Annotated in this window: 22 protein-coding genes and 1 pseudogene; 10 read left to right on the plus strand and 13 right to left on the minus strand. The window is 72.5% G+C overall.

Annotated features, from left to right (window positions below):
- Positions 1-26 precede the first annotated feature (26 nt).
- From AMK19_RS28190 to AMK19_RS28205, 4 genes are read left to right on the plus strand one after another with little or no spacing between them, the layout of a single operon-like run.
- Positions 27-1,271, plus strand: a complete 1,245-nt coding sequence (locus AMK19_RS28190) for a glycosyltransferase family 1 protein (RefSeq protein ID WP_241844627.1) — start codon at positions 27-29, stop codon at positions 1,269-1,271.
- On the plus strand, positions 1,268-1,981 hold the full coding sequence (locus tag AMK19_RS28195) for a hypothetical protein (RefSeq protein WP_073816600.1): 714 nt from the start codon (positions 1,268-1,270) through the stop codon (positions 1,979-1,981). Before AMK19_RS28190 ends, AMK19_RS28195 begins: the two co-directional genes overlap by 4 nt.
- On the plus strand, positions 1,978-3,213 hold the full coding sequence (locus AMK19_RS28200) for a hypothetical protein (RefSeq protein WP_073816603.1): 1,236 nt from the start codon (positions 1,978-1,980) through the stop codon (positions 3,211-3,213). The genes AMK19_RS28195 and AMK19_RS28200 overlap by 4 nt, the downstream gene beginning before the upstream one ends.
- Positions 3,213-4,070 carry a hypothetical protein gene (locus AMK19_RS28205; RefSeq protein WP_073816606.1) on the plus strand — a complete coding sequence of 286 codons (858 nt, stop codon included), beginning with the start codon at positions 3,213-3,215 and terminating at the stop codon, positions 4,068-4,070. Before AMK19_RS28200 ends, AMK19_RS28205 begins: the two co-directional genes overlap by 1 nt.
- Here the strand turns inward: AMK19_RS28205 and AMK19_RS28210 are convergent.
- Positions 4,067-4,642, minus strand: coding sequence for an AAA family ATPase (locus AMK19_RS28210; RefSeq protein ID WP_241844628.1), 576 nt, complete (start codon positions 4,640-4,642; stop codon positions 4,067-4,069). The genes AMK19_RS28205 and AMK19_RS28210 overlap by 4 nt on opposite strands.
- Before the next feature lie 872 nt (positions 4,643-5,514).
- Between AMK19_RS28210 and AMK19_RS38300 the strand changes: the two genes are divergently transcribed.
- Together AMK19_RS38300 and AMK19_RS28215 are read left to right on the plus strand one after the other, a co-directional pair.
- Positions 5,515-5,649 (plus strand): hypothetical protein, encoded by a 135-nt coding sequence (locus AMK19_RS38300; protein WP_274537006.1) that lies wholly within the window; start codon positions 5,515-5,517, stop codon positions 5,647-5,649.
- Positions 5,646-6,821 (plus strand): methyltransferase domain-containing protein, encoded by a 1,176-nt coding sequence (locus tag AMK19_RS28215; protein WP_083647438.1) that lies wholly within the window; start codon positions 5,646-5,648, stop codon positions 6,819-6,821. Before AMK19_RS38300 ends, AMK19_RS28215 begins: the two co-directional genes overlap by 4 nt.
- 136 nt (positions 6,822-6,957) lie before the next feature.
- Here the strand turns inward: AMK19_RS28215 and AMK19_RS28220 are convergent, their stop codons facing one another.
- The 7 genes from AMK19_RS28220 to AMK19_RS28250 all read right to left on the minus strand — a co-directional run bounded on the left by AMK19_RS28220 (position 6,958) and on the right by AMK19_RS28250 (position 10,443).
- Positions 6,958-7,473: an NUDIX domain-containing protein gene (locus AMK19_RS28220; RefSeq protein WP_073816609.1), complete on the minus strand. Its 516-nt coding sequence runs from the start codon at positions 7,471-7,473 to the stop codon at positions 6,958-6,960.
- Positions 7,470-7,943 carry a GNAT family N-acetyltransferase gene (locus tag AMK19_RS28225; protein ID WP_073816613.1) on the minus strand — a complete coding sequence of 158 codons (474 nt, stop codon included), beginning with the start codon at positions 7,941-7,943 and terminating at the stop codon, positions 7,470-7,472. The genes AMK19_RS28220 and AMK19_RS28225 overlap by 4 nt, the downstream gene beginning before the upstream one ends.
- A complete protein-coding gene (locus tag AMK19_RS28230; RefSeq protein WP_073816615.1) occupies positions 7,940-8,524 on the minus strand; it encodes a class I SAM-dependent methyltransferase in 585 nt (194 codons plus the stop codon). Before AMK19_RS28230 ends, AMK19_RS28225 begins: the two co-directional genes overlap by 4 nt.
- 37 nt (positions 8,525-8,561) lie before the next feature.
- Complete coding sequence (locus AMK19_RS28235) at positions 8,562-8,804, minus strand: hypothetical protein (protein WP_073816618.1); 243 nt, start codon at positions 8,802-8,804, stop codon at positions 8,562-8,564.
- Position 8,805: 1 nt separating this feature from the next.
- Complete coding sequence (locus AMK19_RS28240) at positions 8,806-9,291, minus strand: NUDIX domain-containing protein (protein WP_073816621.1); 486 nt, start codon at positions 9,289-9,291, stop codon at positions 8,806-8,808.
- Positions 9,292-9,324: 33 nt separating this feature from the next.
- On the minus strand, positions 9,325-9,543 hold the full coding sequence (locus AMK19_RS28245; RefSeq protein WP_073816624.1) for a hypothetical protein: 219 nt from the start codon (positions 9,541-9,543) through the stop codon (positions 9,325-9,327).
- 495 nt (positions 9,544-10,038) lie between these two features.
- On the minus strand, positions 10,039-10,443 hold the full coding sequence (locus AMK19_RS28250; RefSeq protein WP_073816627.1) for a hypothetical protein: 405 nt from the start codon (positions 10,441-10,443) through the stop codon (positions 10,039-10,041).
- 177 nt (positions 10,444-10,620) lie between these two features.
- On the opposite strand from AMK19_RS28250, the gene AMK19_RS28255 reads away from it, so the two are divergent.
- A complete protein-coding gene (locus tag AMK19_RS28255; RefSeq protein ID WP_073816630.1) occupies positions 10,621-12,018 on the plus strand; it encodes a uracil-xanthine permease family protein in 1,398 nt (465 codons plus the stop codon).
- Between the two features lie 182 nt (positions 12,019-12,200).
- Here the strand turns inward: AMK19_RS28255 and AMK19_RS28260 are convergent, their stop codons facing one another.
- The gene (locus AMK19_RS28260; protein ID WP_073816633.1) at positions 12,201-12,851 is read right to left on the minus strand and encodes a response regulator; all 651 of its coding nucleotides are present in this window, start codon (positions 12,849-12,851) and stop codon (positions 12,201-12,203) included.
- On the minus strand, positions 12,848-13,978 hold the full coding sequence (locus tag AMK19_RS28265; RefSeq protein WP_241844629.1) for a sensor histidine kinase: 1,131 nt from the start codon (positions 13,976-13,978) through the stop codon (positions 12,848-12,850). The genes AMK19_RS28260 and AMK19_RS28265 overlap by 4 nt, the downstream gene beginning before the upstream one ends.
- Positions 13,979-14,110: 132 nt before the next feature.
- Here AMK19_RS28265 and AMK19_RS28270 point away from each other — a divergent pair, with 132 nt between their 5' ends.
- Positions 14,111-14,770 (plus strand): class I SAM-dependent methyltransferase, encoded by a 660-nt coding sequence (locus AMK19_RS28270; RefSeq protein ID WP_073816639.1) that lies wholly within the window; start codon positions 14,111-14,113, stop codon positions 14,768-14,770.
- Here AMK19_RS28270 and AMK19_RS28275 read toward each other — a convergent pair.
- Positions 14,767-15,156 (minus strand): Dabb family protein, encoded by a 390-nt coding sequence (locus AMK19_RS28275; RefSeq protein ID WP_073816643.1) that lies wholly within the window; start codon positions 15,154-15,156, stop codon positions 14,767-14,769. The two genes, AMK19_RS28270 and AMK19_RS28275, sit on opposite strands and share 4 nt — an antisense overlap.
- Before the next feature lie 82 nt (positions 15,157-15,238).
- Between AMK19_RS28275 and AMK19_RS28280 the strand changes: the two genes are divergently transcribed.
- Positions 15,239-15,874, plus strand: a complete 636-nt coding sequence (locus AMK19_RS28280) for a TetR/AcrR family transcriptional regulator (RefSeq protein ID WP_073816646.1) — start codon at positions 15,239-15,241, stop codon at positions 15,872-15,874.
- Positions 15,875-15,997: 123 nt separating this feature from the next.
- On the opposite strand, the gene AMK19_RS28285 is transcribed toward AMK19_RS28280, so the two are convergent.
- Positions 15,998-17,137, minus strand: coding sequence for an LLM class flavin-dependent oxidoreductase (locus AMK19_RS28285; RefSeq protein WP_073816650.1), 1,140 nt, complete (start codon positions 17,135-17,137; stop codon positions 15,998-16,000).
- Positions 17,138-17,515: 378 nt separating this feature from the next.
- Between AMK19_RS28285 and AMK19_RS28290 the strand changes: the two genes are divergently transcribed.
- Positions 17,516-18,226 (plus strand): lytic polysaccharide monooxygenase, encoded by a 711-nt coding sequence (locus AMK19_RS28290; protein ID WP_073816652.1) that lies wholly within the window; start codon positions 17,516-17,518, stop codon positions 18,224-18,226.
- A 163-nt stretch (positions 18,227-18,389) separates the two neighbouring features.
- Here the strand turns inward: AMK19_RS28290 and AMK19_RS28295 are convergent.
- Positions 18,390-19,309 (minus strand): annotated as a pseudogene (locus tag AMK19_RS28295) (cytochrome P450); the annotation flags it as partial.

Genomic DNA, 19,309 nt, shown 5'->3' on the forward strand with positions numbered 1-19,309 from the left:
AATGAGTGATGAATGAACCGTGAGTGATGGTATTTCAGCATCCCGTCACCGGCCCAGCCCCCGCTGTCCTGGTCTCCGCAGCCACCCGGACGGGGTGGCGCGAGGCGACGGAGGCCCTGATGCCGAAGGTGCTGTACCTGCTCAACATCTCCAACCCGGACCGGCTGTCGGCCGACTCCGGCTGGGTGGTCGCGGACACCCTGCTGCCCGCGCTGGTCGACGCCGGCACGGAGGCGGTCTTCGCCGCTCCGGCCCCGGTCACCGACCGGCGGGTCGGCTTCGTGCCGACCGCGGTGCCGTGCACGAAGTACCGGGCCCGGTTCGACGGCGACACCGCGTTCCTGGCGGACCTGCTGCGGCGGACCCGCCCGGACGTGGTCGTGGCCAACCAGGTCGAGTCGGCGCCGCTGGTCCGCGCCGCGATGCTGGAGGCGGGAAGCGGTGCCGTCCTCGCGGGCTACTGCCACTACCTGCCGTTCTCCTTCGACCGCGCGAATCTGCTGCTCGACCCGTCGCTGAACGACGGCGGCCTCGGACGACCGGTCCTTCTGACCTTCCTCGCAGGGGTGGAGGCCCTGGACCGGGTGCTTGTGCACTCCGAGACCGCCGCCCGCTGGCTCACCTCGGCGGCCGGCCGGGCCGGGCTGGAACTCGGGGAGAGGCTGCGGATCGTGCCGCCGCCACGCGACCCCGCCCTGGTCCGCGACGACGCCCCCGGCCCGGCCGACGGGACGCCGCTCAGCGCGGTCTACAACCACCGCCTGTACGCGCACTACGGCAGCGAGGAGTTCGTGCGGCTCGCCGTCGAACTGGCCTCACCCGCCCTGCGGTTGACGGTGATGGACCTGTTCGGCAACCGGCGGGCCGGCCGCACCGCGCTGGACGCCAGCCCCGAACGGTTCCGCGACGTCCTCGCCGCCCTGCCGGGTGTCGAGGTGGCCTCCGACGGCGGCGACCGGGGCCGCTACCGGCAGGTGCTGGCCGCCGCCCATATCGGGATCGCCCCGCACCGGCCGTCGTGCCCGTGGTCGTTGTCGGTCATCGACTGCCAGGCCATGGGCCTGCCGGTGATCTCCCCCCGTCTGGGCTGGATGGCCGAGCACATCCACCCCGACCTGCTGTTCGACACCCCCGCCGAGGCCGTGAAGATCACCGCCCGGCTGGCCGGCGACCCGGCCTTCTACGCCGGCCACTCCGACTACGCCAGGGCATCCACCGAGTCCCTGGCCCCCGCGGTGATCGCCGCCCGCTACCTGGAGGCCGTGGCGTGACCGGCTTCGACGCGGTGTTCCTCTCCTTCGACGAGCCGCTGGCCTCCGTGCTGCACGCCCGCACCGAGCGGGTGCTGGGCCGGCCGGTCAAGCGCCTGCACGGCGTCCACGGGATGCGCCGGGCCTACCGGTTGTGCGCCGACGCGGTGGACTCGGAGGCGTTCTTCCTCGCCGACGGCGACTTCGAGATCGACGACCGCTTCGACGCGTCCGCCGTCGCGCCGCTGGCCGAGGGGGTGGCGATGCGGGTGTGGCAGGCCGTGAACCCGGTCAACGGCCTGACCTACGGCTACGGCGGCATGAAGCTCATCCGCACCGCCACTCTGCGACAGCTGGGCGACGCCTTCGACGTGCTCGCCGCGCTGCCCGGGAAGGTGGAGTTCGCCAAGGTGGTCGCCGGGATCACCAGGTTCGACCAGAGCCCGTTCCACGCCTGGAAGGCCGGCTTCCGCGAGTGCGCGATGCTCACGCGGGGCTGCGAGTACGGGACTGCGCCGGCCGACGCCCGGTTCCGGATCGCCTCCTGGACCGACCAGGGGGACGGAGCGTACGGGGAGTGGGCGGTGCTCGGCGCCCGCGAGGGCGTCTCCTTCGCCGACTCCGGGCACCGCGCAGAGGCGGCCGGGTTCGACCTGATCAACGACCCGGCCTGGCTGCACCGGCGCTTCCACCAGGCCCACGGCGCCGCCCTCCCCGCGGGTGCCCGATGACGGGTCAGGGGCGGCTCGTGCTGATCGAGCCGAGAGCGGCCGGACACTCCCCACGGGTCCTCGCAGCCCTCGCCACCGCCGCCCCCGGCCAGGCGGTGGCCGTCGTGCTCGGCGGCACCGACCGTGAGACCGCCACTACCGTCACCCGGGCCGGCGCCTGGCTCGTGGACCGCCCGGTCGGGCCCGCTGCCCGTGCCCTGTGGGCGGCGGCGCGGGCCACCGGCACCCTGGCTGCCGCCGCGATCCGCACCGCCCGGGCGTGCCGACTGCCCCGGTCGGCACGCCGGGTGCCGCACCAGGTCACCCTGCTGGCCCGGTGCCTGGCCGAGGCGGCCCACCTGGCCACGGCCCGCGCCGTGCTGGCCGGGGAGAGGCCCGGCGCGGTGGTCGTGCTGACCGCCGGCGAGGCCCTGCACCACACCGCCGCCCGCCTCGGCAGGCTCCCCCATCTACGGTTCGTCCACGAGGTCTCGACCACCCCCGCCCGATGGCTCCGACGCCTCGACCGGCCCGGAGGGCCCGCGGTACGGGCACTGTGCCCGACCGGCGGAGTCCGTGCCCACGTCGCCGCGAACGCGCCGCACCTGGACGCGCAGGTGCGACCCTTCGCCGTCATCGGCCCGGACGCCCCTGTGGGCGAGCGGGAGCGGGAGCCGGCCCGGACCGCGTTCGGCATCCCACCGAGCGAGCAGGCCGTCGCCCTGGTGGGCGGCTGGTGGCCGCACAAGGACATCCCCACCATCGCCGCCGCGCTCGCCCGGCTGAACCGGCCGCTGCACTTGTTGGTCGCCGGGCACCCGCTCGACGCCGACCTGCTGGACCGGATTCGGGCCCTCAGGCACGTGCGGCTGCACCTCATCGACCGCCGGGCGGAGGAGCCGGAGATCCGGGCCGTGCACGCCGCCGCCGACCTGGTCCTCGTCTCCCGCCACCGCGGGGTGGCGAAGGAGTCCGGGCTGGTCACGGACGCCGTCCGCTACCAGGTGCCACTGCTGGCCTCCGACCACGACCCCCAGCTCACCCGCACACTGGCCGGCTGCGGCTGGGCCCGGCTGTTCACCGCCGGCGACCCCGACGACCTGGTGCACGCCCTGAACACCGCCCACCTCAACGCGCCCCGACGGCCCGGCCCCGACGACGTCCGCGCGCTCGGCCTGCCCACCGCCCAGCAGCAGACCGCGTACCTCACCGACACCTACACCCGGCTCACCGGCGAAGGAGACCCGACCTGATGACCCTGTCCGTCCCACCGCTGATCTCGGTGATCGGCCCCGTCGAGCCCGAGCTGCTGGCCGCCTTCGCGGCCCACTACCGCACGCTCGGCGTCACCCGCTTCCACCTCGCCTTCCACTTCCCCGACCACGTCACCGACGACCGCCGCCAAGCCCTCCGCGCCGCCTGCAGGAGCCTCGGAATCACCCCGGAGGTCCTCAGCACCGGGCCGTGGCACGAGAGCGTCAACGGCACCCTGCGCGACGAACTCCGCTGCCGGGCCGGGGACGGCTGGCATCTGCTCGCCGACTCCGACGAACTCCAGACCTACCCGGCCGGTATCGCCGCTGCCATCGCCCAAGCGCAATCGGACCGCGTCGGCACCGTACGCGGGCTGATGCTCGACCGGGTCACCACCGACGGCTCCTTGACCGGCTTCGACACCGCCGGCGGTCTGGACACGGCGTATCCGCTGGGCGGGTTCGTCACCCACCACGTGGTCCGGGGCGACCCCCGCAAGATCGTCCTCGCCCACTCGTCCGTACGGGTCGCCTCCGGCAACCACCGCGCCCCCGGCCACCGCCCGGTCAACCGACCCCCGATCGTCGTGCACCACTTCAAGTGGCGACACGGCGTCGCCGCCGACGTGCGTCGACGAGCCGAGCACTATGCGACCGGGAGCTGGGAGAGCCTTGGCCCGGCCTGCCACAGCGAAGCCCGTCAGGTCCTCGCCCACCTGGAACGCAACCGCGGCCGGATCGGCGTGCAGACGCTCGGGCTGCGACCGGTCACCCTCGCCGCCGTCCCCGATTGGTGGGCCGAGGAGGCCCAGCACATCGTGGACACCTGGCGCCCGCCGACCAGACCGCTCGGCTAGAACGAGCCGGACTCGACGGTCTCCTCGCCCTCGTCCTCGGGGACGTCGAACCGCTCGTAGAAATCGTCCAACGCGCTGGCCGTCACGGTCAGCGCGTTGGCATCGTCCCGCTGGTTGCGCTCCCGCAGACGCCGCAGCAACTCGCCCTTCGGGACGGGGAAGTACAGCAGCCGCCACCGCCCGCCGACTTCGGAGACCAGCTTCTTCCACTGGTCGCGGTCCCGCTGGAGCCACAGCCCGTGGTCGAGCACCACATCGGTCCCAGCAGCGACCAACTCGGCCAGGCGCTCGCGGACCTCCGCAACCACCGGAGCCTCCAGCTCGAAGTACCGGTGCTCGGGGTAGTCCACCCCATAGCGGCCGTACCGGGCATGGACCCGCTCGTCCACCGAAAGCCGCACCGCACCCGCCGGCTCCAGCACCCGCGTGGCATACGTGGTCTTCCCGGAACCGGTCAGCCCGACCAGCAGGAACACCGTCGGCGTCAGACCGCCGGACGCCGCGCCGGCCGTTCCCCGGTGCACCACCGGCACCGTTGGACCCGCAGCCGCACCGAAATCGTTCTCGTCCACGCGATCCATCATCCTCCCCTTGCGACGACGACCGGGCGAGATCGGTGAGAACAGCGCGACGGACCACCGAGGAGTCCGGGGGCGGGCCGACCCCCTCCAGGACATGCCCAAGGACCGCCGGCTCATGGGCGAGTGCCACGACAACACGCGATTGGCGACAAGCTGCTGGCGATCGCCGGGCTCACCAACGACCTGCTCCCCAGTACGCGGGCAGGATCCCGGGGTGGTGGCAGCAAGCTGCTCGGCGGCGGCCTGCTCCCCCGCGCCCACGGGGATGGTCTCGGCGCCAGCAGGCTGACGGGCATTACGGCCAGCTGCTCCCCGTACACACGGGCGTCGTACTGCCGTGGGAACATCCACCCGCGCGCCACCGCCCTTTGACACCTTCACAGCACAACCGAAGGGCAGCGCCATCGGGCTCGAGCGGCGTCGACCATGAACCGACCGCACCGGAAGCACCCGCAAGGAGAGAAAGGTCGCTTATGTCTGAATCTCTGAAAGTGGGTCATTTCCCGGTCGACGGCGCGTAACACCGCAGGTCAACGAGTCTGCTCCCCGCACGCGCAGGGATGGTCCCTCCAGCCCGGCGAGCGCGCGCTGCTCCCCACCCTGCTCCCCGCGCGCGCGGGGATGGTCCCGACCGTCCAGTCCCGGTCCTGCCACACCACCCCTGCTCCCCGCACGCGCGGGATGGTCCCAGGCTCTCGGCGCAACATCAGCTGTTCCTCGCTCGCGGGGGGCCACCCGATGGTGTCGCAGCTGGGGCGGCGGTCGCCCTCCCCGCGCCGTCGCCGGCCGAGGCGGCGCGGTCTTGTGTCCAGCTCTGGGTGCGCGCCACGATGATGGTTTCGTTGCGTGAGAGGGGATCGACCATGGGTGACGAGAGCAAGGGCGGGGCGCAGGACGGTGGTGGTGGGGCGCATGCGAAGCCGGGTGGTCCGGCGATCGGGCCGAAGCCGAGTCCGGACGGTCAGGGCCCGGTGCCGGACCCGAAGCACAAGAAGTGAGCGGCGACGTGGCGGCGGGCGCCCAGGTGGCGCTGGCCGATCGGCTGGCGGGTGCGGGTGTGCTGGACGCGGGGTGGCGGGGGGCGTTCGAGGCTGTCCCGCGGCATCTGTTCCTGCCACCGGTGTACTGGGAGTTCGTCGACGGCGTGGCGGTGCGGCGTGACCAAAACGCGGACCCGGAAGGGTGGTTGGCCGGTGCCTATCGGGACACGGCGGCGATCACGCAGTGGGACGACGGCGACGAGGCCGGCGGGCGGCAGGACTTCACGTCGAGTCTGAGCATGCCGACGATGGTGGCGCGGATGCTCGGTGACCTCTGTGTCGAGGACGGGCACCGGGTGCGGGAGGTGGGGACCGGGCCGGGTTTCAACGCCGCGCTCCTGGCGCACCGCCTCGGCGCGGACAAGGTGGTGAGTGTCGAAATCGACGAGGCCGTCGCTGGCCTCGCGCGCAAGAACCTCGCCGCGGCGGGACTCGGCGGAGTGCGGGTGTTGGTCGGGGACGGCGCCGACGCCGCGGTCGGAGCGGGCGGCCGGGCCGATCGGCTGATCGCCACCTGCTCGAGTCTGGTCACCGACCTCCCCGTCGCGTGGATCGGTCAGACCGTGCCGGGCGGAGTGATCGTCGCCCCCATCGCCACGTTGTTCGGCGGCGGTGCCACCGCCCGCCTCCAGGTCGCCGACGACGGACGCAGCGCTGCCGGGCGGTTCACCGGGGCGTCGGACTTCATGCGGATGCGTCAGCAGCGCTACCAGGCTCCGCCGGTGGACGCATACCTGCCCGGCGACTGGCCGGGCGACGCCCGGGCGTCGGTCACCGGCCTCGACCCGGAGAGCATCGGTGGCTCCTGGCTCGCCCAGTTCGCGATCGGCGCCGCCCTGCCGGACGTCTACTATCGTCGGGCGCCGTACGGGGACATGGTGACGTGGTGGTTCTTCGACACCGCGGTGACGTCCTGGGCGACGGTCGACTCCGTCCCCGACCGCAGCGAGTTCGAGGTACGCCAGAGCGGACCCCGCCGGCTGTGGGACGAAATCCACACCGCCTGGACCGCCTGGGAGAAGGCAGGCCAGCCCGGCTACGAACGCTTCGGATTGACCGTCACCACGACCGGCACCCGCACGGTGTGGCTCGACGACCCCGGCCGTCCCTGGCACCCGCCCGCACACTGACGTCGGTGCTGGATGCCGAAGAACAACAAGCGTGAGACCTGCTCCCCGCACGCGCGGGGATGGTCCCGCCGGCCATGATGCCGGCGGGCGGGTCTTCAAGCGCTCTCCTTCGTGGGGAAGCTGCGGGCAGGGGTGGTCATCCGTTCTCGCCCGGCATTCGGGGCTGGGAGACGAGGTACTCCGCGCCGCCGGTGCGGCGGGCGGTGAGCGAGGCTCGCAGGGTGAGCAGGCGGCGCGGGCCGACGATGGGTGACCAGTCCTCGAATGTGCGTAGGGCGTGGCCACTGTGTTCGGTGGGGTCGAGGGTGATCCGCTGGATCTCCTGGTCGCTGAGCCGGCCGCCGTCGAAGGTGACGCCGATCTTCCACGGCCACGGCGGTTCGGGCGGGGTGAAGGAGAGCAACAGCAGGCGCGGTGCGCCGTTGAGGGAGGCGGGGACGAAGCCGATCTCCTCGGCAGTCTCCCGCAGGGCGCACGTCCACGGGTCCTCGCCCGGATCGAGGAGGCCGCCGGGGTACTGGTACTCCCCCGGGTGGTGGACGGAGGTGAGCAGCAGCGGCCGGTCGTCATGGTCGGTGAAGAACACGCCGGCGTAGGAGACGCCGTGCGGCAGGGTCGGGACGAACTGCTCGGGCGGGACGAAGGCGGTCACCGTACCCACCCGCCGGGGCCCGGGCGCAGCGTCATGAAGCCGTCGATGGGCTCGAAGCCGAGGGAGCTGCAGAGGGGTGCGCCGGCGGCGGTGGCGCGCAGTTCGACCGCTCCGCAGCCGCGGTCCTGGAGGGCCTCGACGAGGGCGGTGGTGACGGCGAGGCCGTGTCCGCGCCGCTGGTGGGCGGGGTCGGTGGCCACGGTGTGGATGCGGCCCCACAGGCCGGTGGGGAAGGCGGGGCCGAGGTAGCCGCGGTACACGATGCCGATGGCGCACGCGGCGAGGCCACTGTCGGTGGGGACGACATAGGCGAGCAGGTTCGGGTCGGTGCCCAGGCGCTGGCGCATGTCGTCGCGGAAGGTGGTGCGCCACTCGTCGGTGAGCGGGCCACCGTCCAGGACGGCGACGCGCAGGCGCAGCAGTTCGTCGGCGTCCTCGGGGATGGCGGGCCGCGCGGCGGTGGGGGTCATCGGCGGGTCCTCTGCAGGGCGGGGTGTGTGGTCAGCAGGAGGCAGAGCAGGTCGTCGAGCGGGTACTCGACCGTGGCGGCCCAGCCGAAGGAGCGCAGTAGGTCAAGACTGGCCGAGCGCAGGCCGATCGACTCCCAGCCGGCGCGCTGGTGTTCGGCGAGCGGGGTGGTGACGAGCAGTTGACCTCCGGGGACGAGGAGGCGGCGGGCGCCGGCGATGGTGGGGACGAGGTCGGCGAAGGGCAGGAACAGCCGGCAGGTGATCAGGTCGAACCCGCCCGTCGGGAGCAGGCCCAGGCCGTCGCGGTCCACGTCGACGAGCTGGAAGTCGAGCCCGTCGCGGTCCTGGTGACGGTCCTGGGCGGTGGCGACGGCGACCTCGGAGAAGTCGACGCCCGTCGTGGTGAAGCCCAGGCCGTGGAGGGCGGCGGCGTACTCGCCGGTGCCGCAGCCCAGGTCGAGCGCCCACCGGCCGGTGCCCGGGCCGAGATGCTCGGTGAGCAGCTCGACCTCGGCCTCGGCGACGGGACGAAATCCCTTGCCCTGCTGGTAGTGGTCGTTCCAGTGGTCGGCGGCGGGCACAGCTGTTCCTCTCGATCGGACGTTTCCTGTGGACGGGTCAGTCGGCGCGCAGGCCGGGCGGCTGCAGCGGGCCGGGGGCCAGGCGCTCCAACAGCCGGTCCACCGTGCCGTCGGGCCGGTAGAGCGTGCGGTAGGCGTATGGGTGCGCGCCGCCGGGGAGCGTGGCGACGACTTCCTCGGTGACGGTGCAGCCCTGGGTGATGGCGCGCAGCCTCAGGTCGACGTCGGCGGGCAGGGCCGCCTGCTCGCCGTTGGGCGGGCGGCGGTGGCGGCCGGCCATCTCAGGCCCCGACCAGGGCGCGCAGGTCCTCCGAGGCGCCCCAGCCGTAGGTGGAGAACCCGCGCCCGTCGCCGGCGAGGTAGGCGGTGAGGGCGGCGTGCGAGGTGGGGAACATCGGGGTGGGCAGCGCGGCGGCGTCCATCCACAGGACGGCAAGGTGCTTGTCCGGCTCCGTGTTCGTCAGCTCGCCCTGCCACGAGGTCGCGGCGAAGACCGAGAGGAGGAACGGGCCCTTGCCGTCCCACCCGGCCTTGACCTGGATGGTGTGGACCAGCCGCAAGTCCTCGGGGGCGACGACCAGGCCCGACTCTTCGTGCAGCTCACGGGCGGCGGCCTCGTCCAGGCGCTCGCCCTCCTCGACCTTGCCGCCGGGGACGGTCCAGGCGGGCACCGTGGACCAGGAATCGTTGGCGTAGTGGACGCAGGCGACCTTGCCCGCTTTCTCGTCGTGGACGATGACGCACACGGTCTGGCGCAGGGACTGCACAGGGACTCCAACCGGTAGTGACGAAGGGGGTGTTCACGCGACGGGGTTCGGGTGGCGCAGCAGGTCGAGCACGGTGCGGGCGTAGCCGATGACCTCCTCGTCCCGGTGGTGGTCCAGGGCCCGGCGCAGGGCGGCGGGGCAGTCGATCGCGGCCCACGCCCGGCACGCCGAGCGCTCCTCGGCGCCGAGTTCATGCCCGTACCCGGAGGCGAACACCGCACGCAGGTCGGGTCGGTGTGGGGTGAGCTGCATCGTGACCCCATGAGGTCGCGGCGCACCGACTCCTCGACCTGGCTGCGCTCGAAGTCGGCGCTCATGCGTTCCTCCCCGGTGGGGAGGACGGGTCCGGGCGCTGAAGGTCGGGCTGTTCACGAGGCTCCTCCGGGCACGGCTGCATTTCGGGCACGTGAAGCTCTCGTCGACTCCCGAGCGCATCAAGTGCACTGTCAGGCGGTCGAGTTGGATGGCCTCACGTGCAGGGAGACGACTGATGATGGTCCTGTTCGAACGCGTCGCTCAAACGGATTTCCACCGGGCGAGCCTGGGTCGAACAGGGACATTTCGAGCACCCTCCCTGCCCGGTCCAGGGATTCGTCCGGTCGGCCGCGGAGGGGCCCGGGCAGGGCGCCGGAGTCCAATGCGCAGACGACGAGCGCCCGTTCGAGCGCCTGCCGCAGACCCGGTTCGAGGTGGCTGCGGGTGCCGTCGCGGGTGAGGAGATCGCACAGGGCGCAGCCGTCACCGGATTCACCCGTTCGGCTGGTCAGCTGTACGAGGAGGTTTCGGGCTGCGGCCGTGTCGGGGCCGGCCGCGTCGACGGCGGTGAGGGCGAGGCGGGTGGTGAACACGGCCATCCCCTTCGGGTTCGAAGGCGAGGCAGTGGTCGATCGCGCGCCCGGCGGCGCACTGGTCGTCGGAACGGCAGAGCGCGGTGGTGACGGCGTCCTCCCACGGGTCGCCCGGTTCGGTCTCCTCCAGCAGCGCGAAGGCGGCGGGCAGGTCGCCGGTGAAGGTGACGGCCAGTACCGCGACCTGGCGGCCGTCGAGGATGCGCAGCCCGATGCCGCGGTGCTCCTCGATGTGGCGCAGCGCCTCGCTCCAGCGGCCGGCGACGGTCAGCGCGCGGGTGCCGTCGGCGATGCCGACCCCCACTGTTCACTGCCGCCTTCAGCGACGGTGGGTAACCGGGGACGGTGGGTTCTGCGATACCGCCGGTCGGGTGATCCCCCGAGGTCAGGGCGGTGGGAGCGATAGGAGATCATGTCGCGACCGGTTGCATGGTCGCCCACCAGGGTTTCGCACGGCAGAGCACAGAGACGAGGCAGGGACATGAAGGTCGCGTTCGGGTGGAAGCTGCACGGGGACGGCCGCGCCCCGCAGCCCGGGGCGGTGGTGAAGCCGGACGAGCGGCTGTCGTGGGGCCGCACGATCGGGCTGGGCGCGCAGCATGTCGTGGCCATGTTTGGGGCCACTTTCGTTGCCCCGATCCTTATGGGACTGGACCCGAACCTGGCGGTGATGGTCTCCGGTGTCGCGACGATCTTCTTCCTGCTGGTGACCAGCGGCCGGATCCCGTCGTACCTGGGCTCCAGCCTGTCGTTCGTCGGTGTGGCGGCCGTGATCAAGGCGCAGGGCGGGGACGCGGCGACGCTGACCGGTTCGCTGCTGGTGGTCGGTGCGGTGCTGGCGGCGTGCGGTGCGGTGGTGCAGGGCTTCGGCTCGAAGGTGATCCACGCGGTGCTGCCGCCGATCGTCACCGGCGCGGTGGTCATGCTGATCGGCTTCAACCTGGCGCCGGTCGCGGCCGGCACGTACTGGCCGCAGGACCAGTGGGTGGCGCTGCTGACGATGTTCTTCACGGGGCTGGCCCTGGTGGTGCTGCGCGGGTTCTGGTCGCGGATCGCGATCTTCCTGGGTCTGGTCTTCGGCTACGTGGTGTCCTTCCTGTTCGACCGGATCTTCGGCCAGATCCACTCGCCGATCGGCGGCGGCGCGGCCGTCGACCACTGGCGGCTGGACTTCTCGGGTGTCGGCAAGGCGGACTGGATCGGCCTGCCGTCGCTGCACGCCCCGAGCTTCTCGCTGTCCGCGATCCTGGTGGCGCTGCCCGTGGTGGTCGCGCTGATCGCCGAGAACGCCGGTCACGTGAAGGCGGTCTCCGAGATGACCGGTGACAAGCTGGACGACAAGATGGGCACCGCGATCATGGCGGACGGCGCGGCGACCGTGCTGTCCACGGCGGTCGGCGGCCCGGCCACCACCACGTACGCGGAGAACATCGGCGTCATGGCGGCGACCCGCGTCTACTCGACGGCGGCGTACTGGTGCGCGGCCGGCTTCGCGATCCTGTTCGGCCTCTGCCCGAAGTTCGGCGCGGTGATCGCGGCCATCCCGGGCGGTGTGCTCGGCGGCATCACGGTCGTCCTGTACGGCATGATCGGCCTGCTCGGCGCGCAGATCTGGATCCACAACAAGGTGGACCTGACCAACCCGCTGAACCTCGTCCCGGTCGCGGCGGGCGTCATCGTCGGCATCGGCAACGTCAACCTGAAGATCACCGACAACTTCGAGCTCGGCGGCATCGCCCTCGGCACCCTGATCGTCCTGACCGGCTACCACGCCCTGCGGGCGATGGCCCCGGAGCACCTCAAGCACCCCGGCCCGGCCAACGGCCCGCTGCTCGACGAGGGCACCAGCACCTACGACGACAGCAAGCCCGAGAGCTGAGCCGACGCCCGTCCGTCGAACCCCGCTTGTTGAACCCTGCCCGTCGAACCCTGCCCGTCGAACCCTGCCCGTCGAACCCTGCCGGACGCAGCGTGCTGGAGCACCTGCTGTCGGCGGCGTTCGACGACGCGGCCGAACTTCGCGCCGCCCACAGGTAACGGGTGCCCGGGCTCCGGTCGCGGTCAGCCCGCCAGGCCCGCGTCCCTCGCCAGCAGGGCGGCCTGGACCCGGTTGCTGACACCGAGCGCCGTCAGAATCCGGCTGACGTGCGCCTTCACGGTGCTCTCCCGCATCGCCAGCCGCTGCGCGATGTCGGCGTTGGCCCGACCCTCCGCGAGCAGCGCCAACACATCACGTTCGCGCGGGGTCAGCCGCTCCAACCGCGCCCGGGCGGCGCTCGCGGCCGTACGGCCGGTGGCGTGGTACCGGTCGATGACGCGGCGCGCGGCGGCCGGGTGCAGCATCGCCGAGCCGGCCGCGACCAGGTGGACGGCCCGCAGGATCTCCGCCGGATCGGTGTCCTTCAGCAGAAACCCGTCCGCACCGGCCGCGAGCGCGTCGTAGACGTACCGGTCGAGGTCGAAGGTCGTCAGCGTGATCACCCGCGGCGGCTCCGGCAGCGCGCGCAGCCGGGCGGTGGCGGTGATCCCGTCCATCCGCGGCATACGGACATCGACCAACGCGACGTCGATGCGGAAAGCGCTTGCCCGCTCGATCGCCTGAATCCCGTCCGCGGCCTGCGCCACCACCTCGATCCCGGGGTCCCCGTCGAGCAGGTCCGTCAGCCCGAGACGCACCAACGCGTCGTCGTCGACCACCAGCGTGCGAATCATGCGCGACCGTCCTTCGGAGCCGGGTGCGGAAGCCTGGCCGCGAGCCGCCAGGAGCCGGTGCCGGCCGGGCCGGCGTCGAGGTGGCCGCCGAGGGCGGTCACACGTTCGCGGAGGCCGACCAGGCCGTAGCCGGAGTCGACGGCGACGGTCGCGGCGGTGCCCGCGCCGTTGGTGACCTCCACCAGGGTGGCGGGCGGCCGGTAGTCGACCCGGACGTCCACCGGGGAACCGTCCGCGTGTTTGCGGGCGTTGGTCAGCGCTTCCTGGACGATCCGGTACGCCGCCAGCCGGTGCGTGGTCGGCGCGTCCGCCGCCCGCCCGGTGACGGTCAGCGCGACCTGCTGCCCGGCGTCCCGGGCGTCCGCCACCAGCGCGGCGACCTCCCGGACCGCGGGCGCATCGGCGGGCGCCGCCTGCGGATCGTGGAGCGCGCCGAGCACCTCGCGCAGGTCGGTGAGCGCCTCGACCGAGGTGGCCCGAAGCACGGCCAGCCGATCGGCGACCGGGCCGGGCAGCGTCGCGCCCCGGGTGGCGAGGACTCCGGTGTGCAGCGCGATCAGGCTGAGCCGGTGGGCGAGGACGTCGTGCATCTCGGCGGCGATCCGGGACCTCTCGGCGGCCCGCGCCGCGTCCTCGCGGAGCCGGGTCTCCACCCGCAGTTGCTCGACCTGCCCGGCCAGGGTCTGCACCAGCCGTCGCCGGTTGCCCTGCCACAGGCCCAGCACCAGCCCGAACAGCAGCACCGTCAGCGTGGACAGCCACCGCTGCCCGACCCACACCGACGCGGCCCGCACCCCCGCCAGGTTCCCCACCAGCGCGAGCCCCGCGCACAGCAGCGCGAACCGGGTGCGGCGGGCGACCGCCAGGTCGAACATCACCACGGCCAGCAGCAGATCCACCAGCCAGCCCCAGCACGCCGTTACCCCCACCGCCAGCAACGGTGCGACCGACAACCGCAGTTGAGGAACCGTCAACGACAGTGCACACAGCACCGCCGCCACCGTGACCGCCAACTGCTCCCGCCCGTCCCCCAGTTGCCCGCTGTTGCGGCGAATCGCCGTGACCAGGAACGCCAGCACCAGCGCCCGCCCCAAGGTCGCCCACACCGGGCTCCGCCACCACGTCACGCCGTCCATGCTAGGCAGCCTTCCCGGCCCGCGAAATCGACGAACGGCCGTATCCACCCCCGACTTTGGTAGGTGCACACGGCCGCCGGACGACGGATCAACGGGACTCGCGCGCTTCCTAGCGTCGAAGCCATGACCGAGCAGACCACTCCCCCGCCGCGGCCCCGGGCCGACGGTTGGGCGTTCCTCCGTGAAGCCGTCCGCGACCTGCGCACCACCGGCGCGGTCGCCCCCAGCAGCCGGGCCCTCGCCCAGGCGCTGACCGCCCCGGTGCGGGCCCGCGCCCCGCACCCGATCGACGTCCTGGAGGCCGGTGCGGGCACCGGCGCCGTCACCCGCGTCCTGCTGCCCCAACTGCCGCGCGGCGCAAGGCTGGACGTGGTGGAGGCCAATCCGCGCTTCGCCGCCGGGCTGCGCGACCTGGTGGCCGCGCAGCACTGCGAGGACCGCGTGACGGTGCACCGGGCCTACGTGGAGGAGCTGGCCACCGACCGCCGCTACGACGTGATCGTCTCCGGCCTGCCGCTGACCAACTTCACGCCCGCCCAGGTCGACCGCATCATGGCCCGCTACCTCGAACTGCTCCACCCGGGCGGCACCTTGACCTGGTTCGCCTACCTGGGCACCCGGCGCGCCCGGGCCCTGTTCGCCACCCGCGCGGAACTGCACCGCCACGCGGCAGCCGAACGCGCCCTCGCCACCCACCTCCGCTCCGGCCGCACCGCCTCCCGCACGGTCTGGGCGAACCTCCCCCCGGCCCGCGTCTGGCAGCTCCACCCCACGGCCCGCTAGGCCGCCAGCAGCGGGCCGAGTTCGGCGGCCCACTCCGGGTGGAGCGAGACCTTCTCGTCGTGCAGGGCGAGGATCTCCCGGGCGAGCGTGGGAGTCATGTCGTCGGACAGATCCGGGCCGATGGCGATCCTGGCCAGGTGCGGCATGATCTCCGGGTCGCCGGCCAGATGGACCGGGTCGTGCATGTAGCGCCGCAGGGCCGGTAGGTCGGCGATTCCCACGCAGTAGGCATGGGTGAAGTCGTCGGTGCTGTCCAGGTTCTGGCCCACCGTCGAGAACGACACCGACTCCACCGAGGCCGTACGCCGCATCACCGCGAGCACGCGCTCGCGCTCCTCCTCGGTCGCGGTCTCCTTGAACGCGAAACGCAGCATGTGAACGATCACGCCCGCCCCACCCCTTCTCTCATCCGACTGAACCGATCGGTTCAGAAGATTGATCCAGCTGGTTCACCATTAGACTGAACCCATGGGTTCAGAAGTGTCAACCGGCAACGGGCGCAAGGCCCGTGGGCGTGACGATCGACGGCAGGCGATCCTGGACGGCGCGTTCGCGCTGTTTGCGCGGCGCGGCTACGCACAGACGTGCGTGCAGGAGGTCGCACAGGAGGCGGGCGTCGCGAAACCGACCGTCTACAACCATCTGCACGACAAGGAGAGCCTCTACCGCGAGGCCGTGGAGTCCGCCGCCGACCGGGTGGGCGCGCGATGCGTCGCCATCGTCGAGCAACTGCGGGAGGTCGCGACGGACGGTGACCCACGCGCCGGACTCGGGGTCCCGATTCGCCGGCTCTCGCGCGCCTACCATGACGAAGAAGCTTTCGCAGTAAGACAGTTGGCCATTGCCGAGGCGGGACGGTTCCCCGACCTGGCGGCGAGCGTACGCGAGCGCACGACCCTGCGCATCCGGTCCGCACTCGCCGACCGCCTGGCCCGCCTGGCACTCGCCGGCCGCCTGCGCCCATGCGACCCGGAGCTCGCCGCCGAGCACCTCCTCGCCCTGCTCACCGGCCCACTGGAGTACCGACCCGACGCCGACCCGGCCACGATCGCGGACGCGGCCGTCGAGGTCTTCCTCCGCGCCTACGGTTCGGACCACGCCTAGGGCCTGTCCGGCCGACCTTGCCGGACACGCTGAGAAGACCGACGAAGATCTCGCTGCGATTCGGGCCATGGCGGAGCCCGACGTTGCTCGGTCGACCGATCGATCGGCCTCCTCTGCGTTCGCTTACTCGGGCTTGATCGACTTTCGCGGCAGCCCCTGACCGACCAGGGAGTTGACCCGGGGCACGACCTCCTCGCCGACCCGGTACGCCTCCTCCAGGTGTGGGTAGCCGGACAGGACGAACTCGTCGATGCCCAGCGCGTGGTACTCGGCGAGCCGGGCGGCGACCTCGTCGTGCGAGCCGACCAGTGCGGTGCCCGCGCCCTCCCGGACCAGCCCGATTCCGGCCCACAGGTTGGGTGCGACCACCAACTCCCTTCCGGTGCCGGTGCCGTGGCCGTGCAGGGCGGCCATCCGGGCCTGGCCGGTGGAGTCCATGGCGGCGAACCGGGCCTGGCTGGCCCGCACCGCCGCCGGGTCGATCCCGGCGAGGATCCGGTCGGCCTCCGCCCAGGCCTGCTCGGCGGTGTCCCGGCTGATCACGTGCAGCCGCAGCCCGTACCGCAGGGTGCGGCCCTGTGCGGCGGCCAGGGCGCGCAGCCGTCCGATCCGCTCGCCGATCGCCGATGGCGGTTCGCCCCACAGGAGTTGCACGTCGGCCTGCCGCGCGGCGACCTGTTCGGCGGCGGGCGACGCGCCGCCGAAGTACAGCGGGACGGGATGCCCGACCGCCGGATCGACCAGCTGCGCGCCCTCCACCCGGAGGTGCTCGCCCCGGTGGTCGACCCGTCCGCCGTCGAGCAACTCGCGCAGCACGGCCATCAGTTCGTCGGTGCGGGCGTAGCGCTCGTCGTGCGCGAGGTGGTCGCCGTAGGCGCGCTGCTCGACGGGGTCGCCGCCGGTGACCACGTTCAGCCGGATCCGCCCGTCGGCGAACCGCCGGAACGCGTCGGCCTGTTGGGCGATCAGGGTGGGGCTGGCCAGGCCGGCCCGGAACGCGATCAGGAACCCGATCCGGCTGGTGTGCCGGGTGAGCGCGGAGGCCAGGATCCAGGGGTCGACGCAGCCCAGTCCGACGGGGGCGAGCAGCGAGACGAACCCGGCCTGCTCGGCGGCCTGCGCGACCTGCGCGAGGTAGCCGACGTCGGCGGGCCGCCGGGTCGCGGCGCCGGTGCGGCCCTGTACGGCGGTGACGCCGCCGGGGTCGCGGCCGTCCCCGCCGGTGGGCAGGAACCAGTGGAACACGGGGGCACGGTCGGACAACGGATCGATCCTCTTCTGATGCCGAAAGAGACGGAGCGCAGCGCCGTGGAACGTCACACGGCGGGCGGGGAGCAACGGGGAAGCGGAAAAACGGGCGAAGCGGGAGAGCGGGGGCTCAGGAGCGGCGACAGGCAGCGGAGCACACCCGGAGAAGGTCGATGTGACCCCGGGTGGTCAGGAGGATTCGCTGCGGCACGCCGGGAAGCTACCACGTTTCCGCAGGACTCGGCGGACCTGGCCGGCGAGACCCCTTGACCCCGGCCGGTACGCCGCTATCGTCTCCCTCGGCATCCGGTCTAGACCTATGACCGCCTCCCGGCACGCCCCACCGCCCGCCGGGAGGGACCGCCCTGACCCCACATCAGGAAAGGCACCGCAATGAAGGCAAACAGAAAGGTGACCGCGGCGATCGGCGCGCTGGTCGCCCCGCTGCTCGGTCTGACCTTGTCGGCCGGCACCGCCAGCGCCCACGGCTGGGTCACCGACCCGGCCAGCCGCCAGGCGCAGTGCGCCAACGGCGTCGTGGTCTGCGGGCAGATCAAGTACGAGCCGCAGAGCGTCGAGGGCCCGAAGGGCCTGTTCAGCTGCAGCGGCGGCCACTCCGAGTACGCGGAGCTGGACGACGACTCCAAGGGCTGGCAGGTCACCAACGTCTCGTCCACCCAGACCTTCAGCTGGCACCTGACGGCCCGCCACGCCACCGCGAACTGGCAGTACTTCATCGGCAGCCAGCTGATCGGCCAGTTCTCCGGCAACAACGCGCAGCCCCCGGCGGACGTCAGCCACCAGGTCAACTTCGGCTCCTACACGGGCCGGCAGAAGGTCCTCGCGGTGTGGAACGTCTCCGACACCAACAACGCGTTCTACGCCTGCATCGACGTCAACATCGGCGGCACCGGCGGCGGCAACCCCGGTGGCGGCAACGGCAGTTGCACGGCCGCGGCGTGGGACCCGGCGCGGGTCTACAACAGCGGCGACGGTGCCTCCTACGGCAGCCACAACTGGCGCGCCAAGTGGTGGACCCAGGGCGAGCAGCCCGGCTCCACCGGCCAGTGGGGCGTCTGGGAGGACCTCGGCGCCTGCAAGTAGCGCCCCGGCAGCACATACCACCGGCAGTTCTCACTACCGGCAGTTCTCGCTACCGGCCGTGCTCACCACCGGCACTGATCGCCCTCGGCGGTGATCGCCCCCGGCAGTGACCGACGCCCGCCCGGCGGCCCCCTGTGGGGGAGGGCCCCGGGCGGGCGTCAGGTCAGCCCCGCAGCTTGGCCGTCAGGTTGGCCCACCAGCCGCGCCGCTGTGCAGGCACGGCGGGAGCGGACGCACCGGGCGCGGCCGCGGCAGGGCCGTGCGACGCGGACACCGGGGTGGAGATCACGGGCGCGCTGGCCGTGGTCGTCAGGTCCTGCGGCTGGAGCGCCGCGCGCGGGGTGAAGCGCGCCGGCAGCCCGGTCAGGTGCCGCGACATCCAGTTGCCACGCCAGTCCAAATTCTCTTCCTCCACTGCGAGTTGGAGGTCGGGAAGCCGGGTGAGCAGGATGTCGATGCCGGTCTCGGCGATCGCCCGTCCGATCTCCTGCCCGGGGCACTCGTGCGGCCCGCTGCCGAACGCCAGGTGTGAACGGTTGCCGAACAGCGGCTTGTTGAGGTCGGGCCGCACCGCCGGGTCGGCGTTGCCGGCGGCCAGGCCGATCAGCAGCATGTCGCCGGCCTTGATGTGGCGGCCGCCGAGTTCGGTGTCACCGGTCGCCCAGCGTCCGGGGACGAGCATGAACGGCGGGGAGTCCCAAAGGACTTGGTCGAGCGCGTCCGGCAGGGTCATCTGGCCGCCGGACAGGTGGGCGCGGAAGCGGCGGTCGGTGAGGACCATCTTCAGCGTCTCGGAGATCAGGTTGATGGTGGTCTCGTTGGCGGCCAGCAGCACCGAGCGCAGGTGCTGGAGCACCTCGTCCTCACTCAGCCCGGAGGGGTGCTGCATCAGCCGGGTGACGAGGTCGGAGCCGGGGTCGGCGCGCTTGCGCTCCATGGTGCGGCGCAGCGATTCGACGACGTACTCGTTGGAGGCGACGGCGGTCTCGGTGCCGCGGACCAGGTCGCGGGCGGCGGCGACCAGGCGCGGGCCGTACTCCTCGGGCATGCCGACGAGTTGGGTCATCACCAGCATCGGCAGGT

This window comes from Kitasatospora sp. CB01950, assembly GCF_001905465.1.
Taxonomy (GTDB): Bacteria; Actinomycetota; Actinomycetes; order Streptomycetales; family Streptomycetaceae; genus Kitasatospora.

What these genes read in the sequence shown, in the direction of transcription:
- AMK19_RS28190 (WP_241844627.1), top strand. Translation starts at nt 27, where the DNA reads ATGGTATTTCAGCATCCCGTCACCGGCCCAGCCCCCGCTGTCCTGGTC.
- AMK19_RS28200 (WP_073816603.1), top strand. Translation starts at nt 1,978, where the DNA reads ATGACGGGTCAGGGGCGGCTCGTGCTGATCGAGCCGAGAGCGGCCGGA.
- AMK19_RS28205 (WP_073816606.1), top strand. Translation starts at nt 3,213, where the DNA reads ATGACCCTGTCCGTCCCACCGCTGATCTCGGTGATCGGCCCCGTCGAG.
- AMK19_RS38300 (WP_274537006.1), top strand. Translation starts at nt 5,515, where the DNA reads ATGGGTGACGAGAGCAAGGGCGGGGCGCAGGACGGTGGTGGTGGGGCG.
- AMK19_RS28225 (WP_073816613.1), bottom strand. Translation starts at nt 7,943, where the DNA reads ATGACCCCCACCGCCGCGCGGCCCGCCATCCCCGAGGACGCCGACGAA.
- AMK19_RS28235 (WP_073816618.1), bottom strand. Translation starts at nt 8,804, where the DNA reads ATGGCCGGCCGCCACCGCCGCCCGCCCAACGGCGAGCAGGCGGCCCTG.
- AMK19_RS28245 (WP_073816624.1), bottom strand. Translation starts at nt 9,543, where the DNA reads ATGCAGCTCACCCCACACCGACCCGACCTGCGTGCGGTGTTCGCCTCC.
- AMK19_RS28255 (WP_073816630.1), top strand. Translation starts at nt 10,621, where the DNA reads ATGAAGGTCGCGTTCGGGTGGAAGCTGCACGGGGACGGCCGCGCCCCG.
- AMK19_RS28260 (WP_073816633.1), bottom strand. Translation starts at nt 12,851, where the DNA reads ATGATTCGCACGCTGGTGGTCGACGACGACGCGTTGGTGCGTCTCGGG.
- AMK19_RS28270 (WP_073816639.1), top strand. Translation starts at nt 14,111, where the DNA reads ATGACCGAGCAGACCACTCCCCCGCCGCGGCCCCGGGCCGACGGTTGG.
- AMK19_RS28280 (WP_073816646.1), top strand. Translation starts at nt 15,239, where the DNA reads ATGGGTTCAGAAGTGTCAACCGGCAACGGGCGCAAGGCCCGTGGGCGT.
- AMK19_RS28290 (WP_073816652.1), top strand. Translation starts at nt 17,516, where the DNA reads ATGAAGGCAAACAGAAAGGTGACCGCGGCGATCGGCGCGCTGGTCGCC.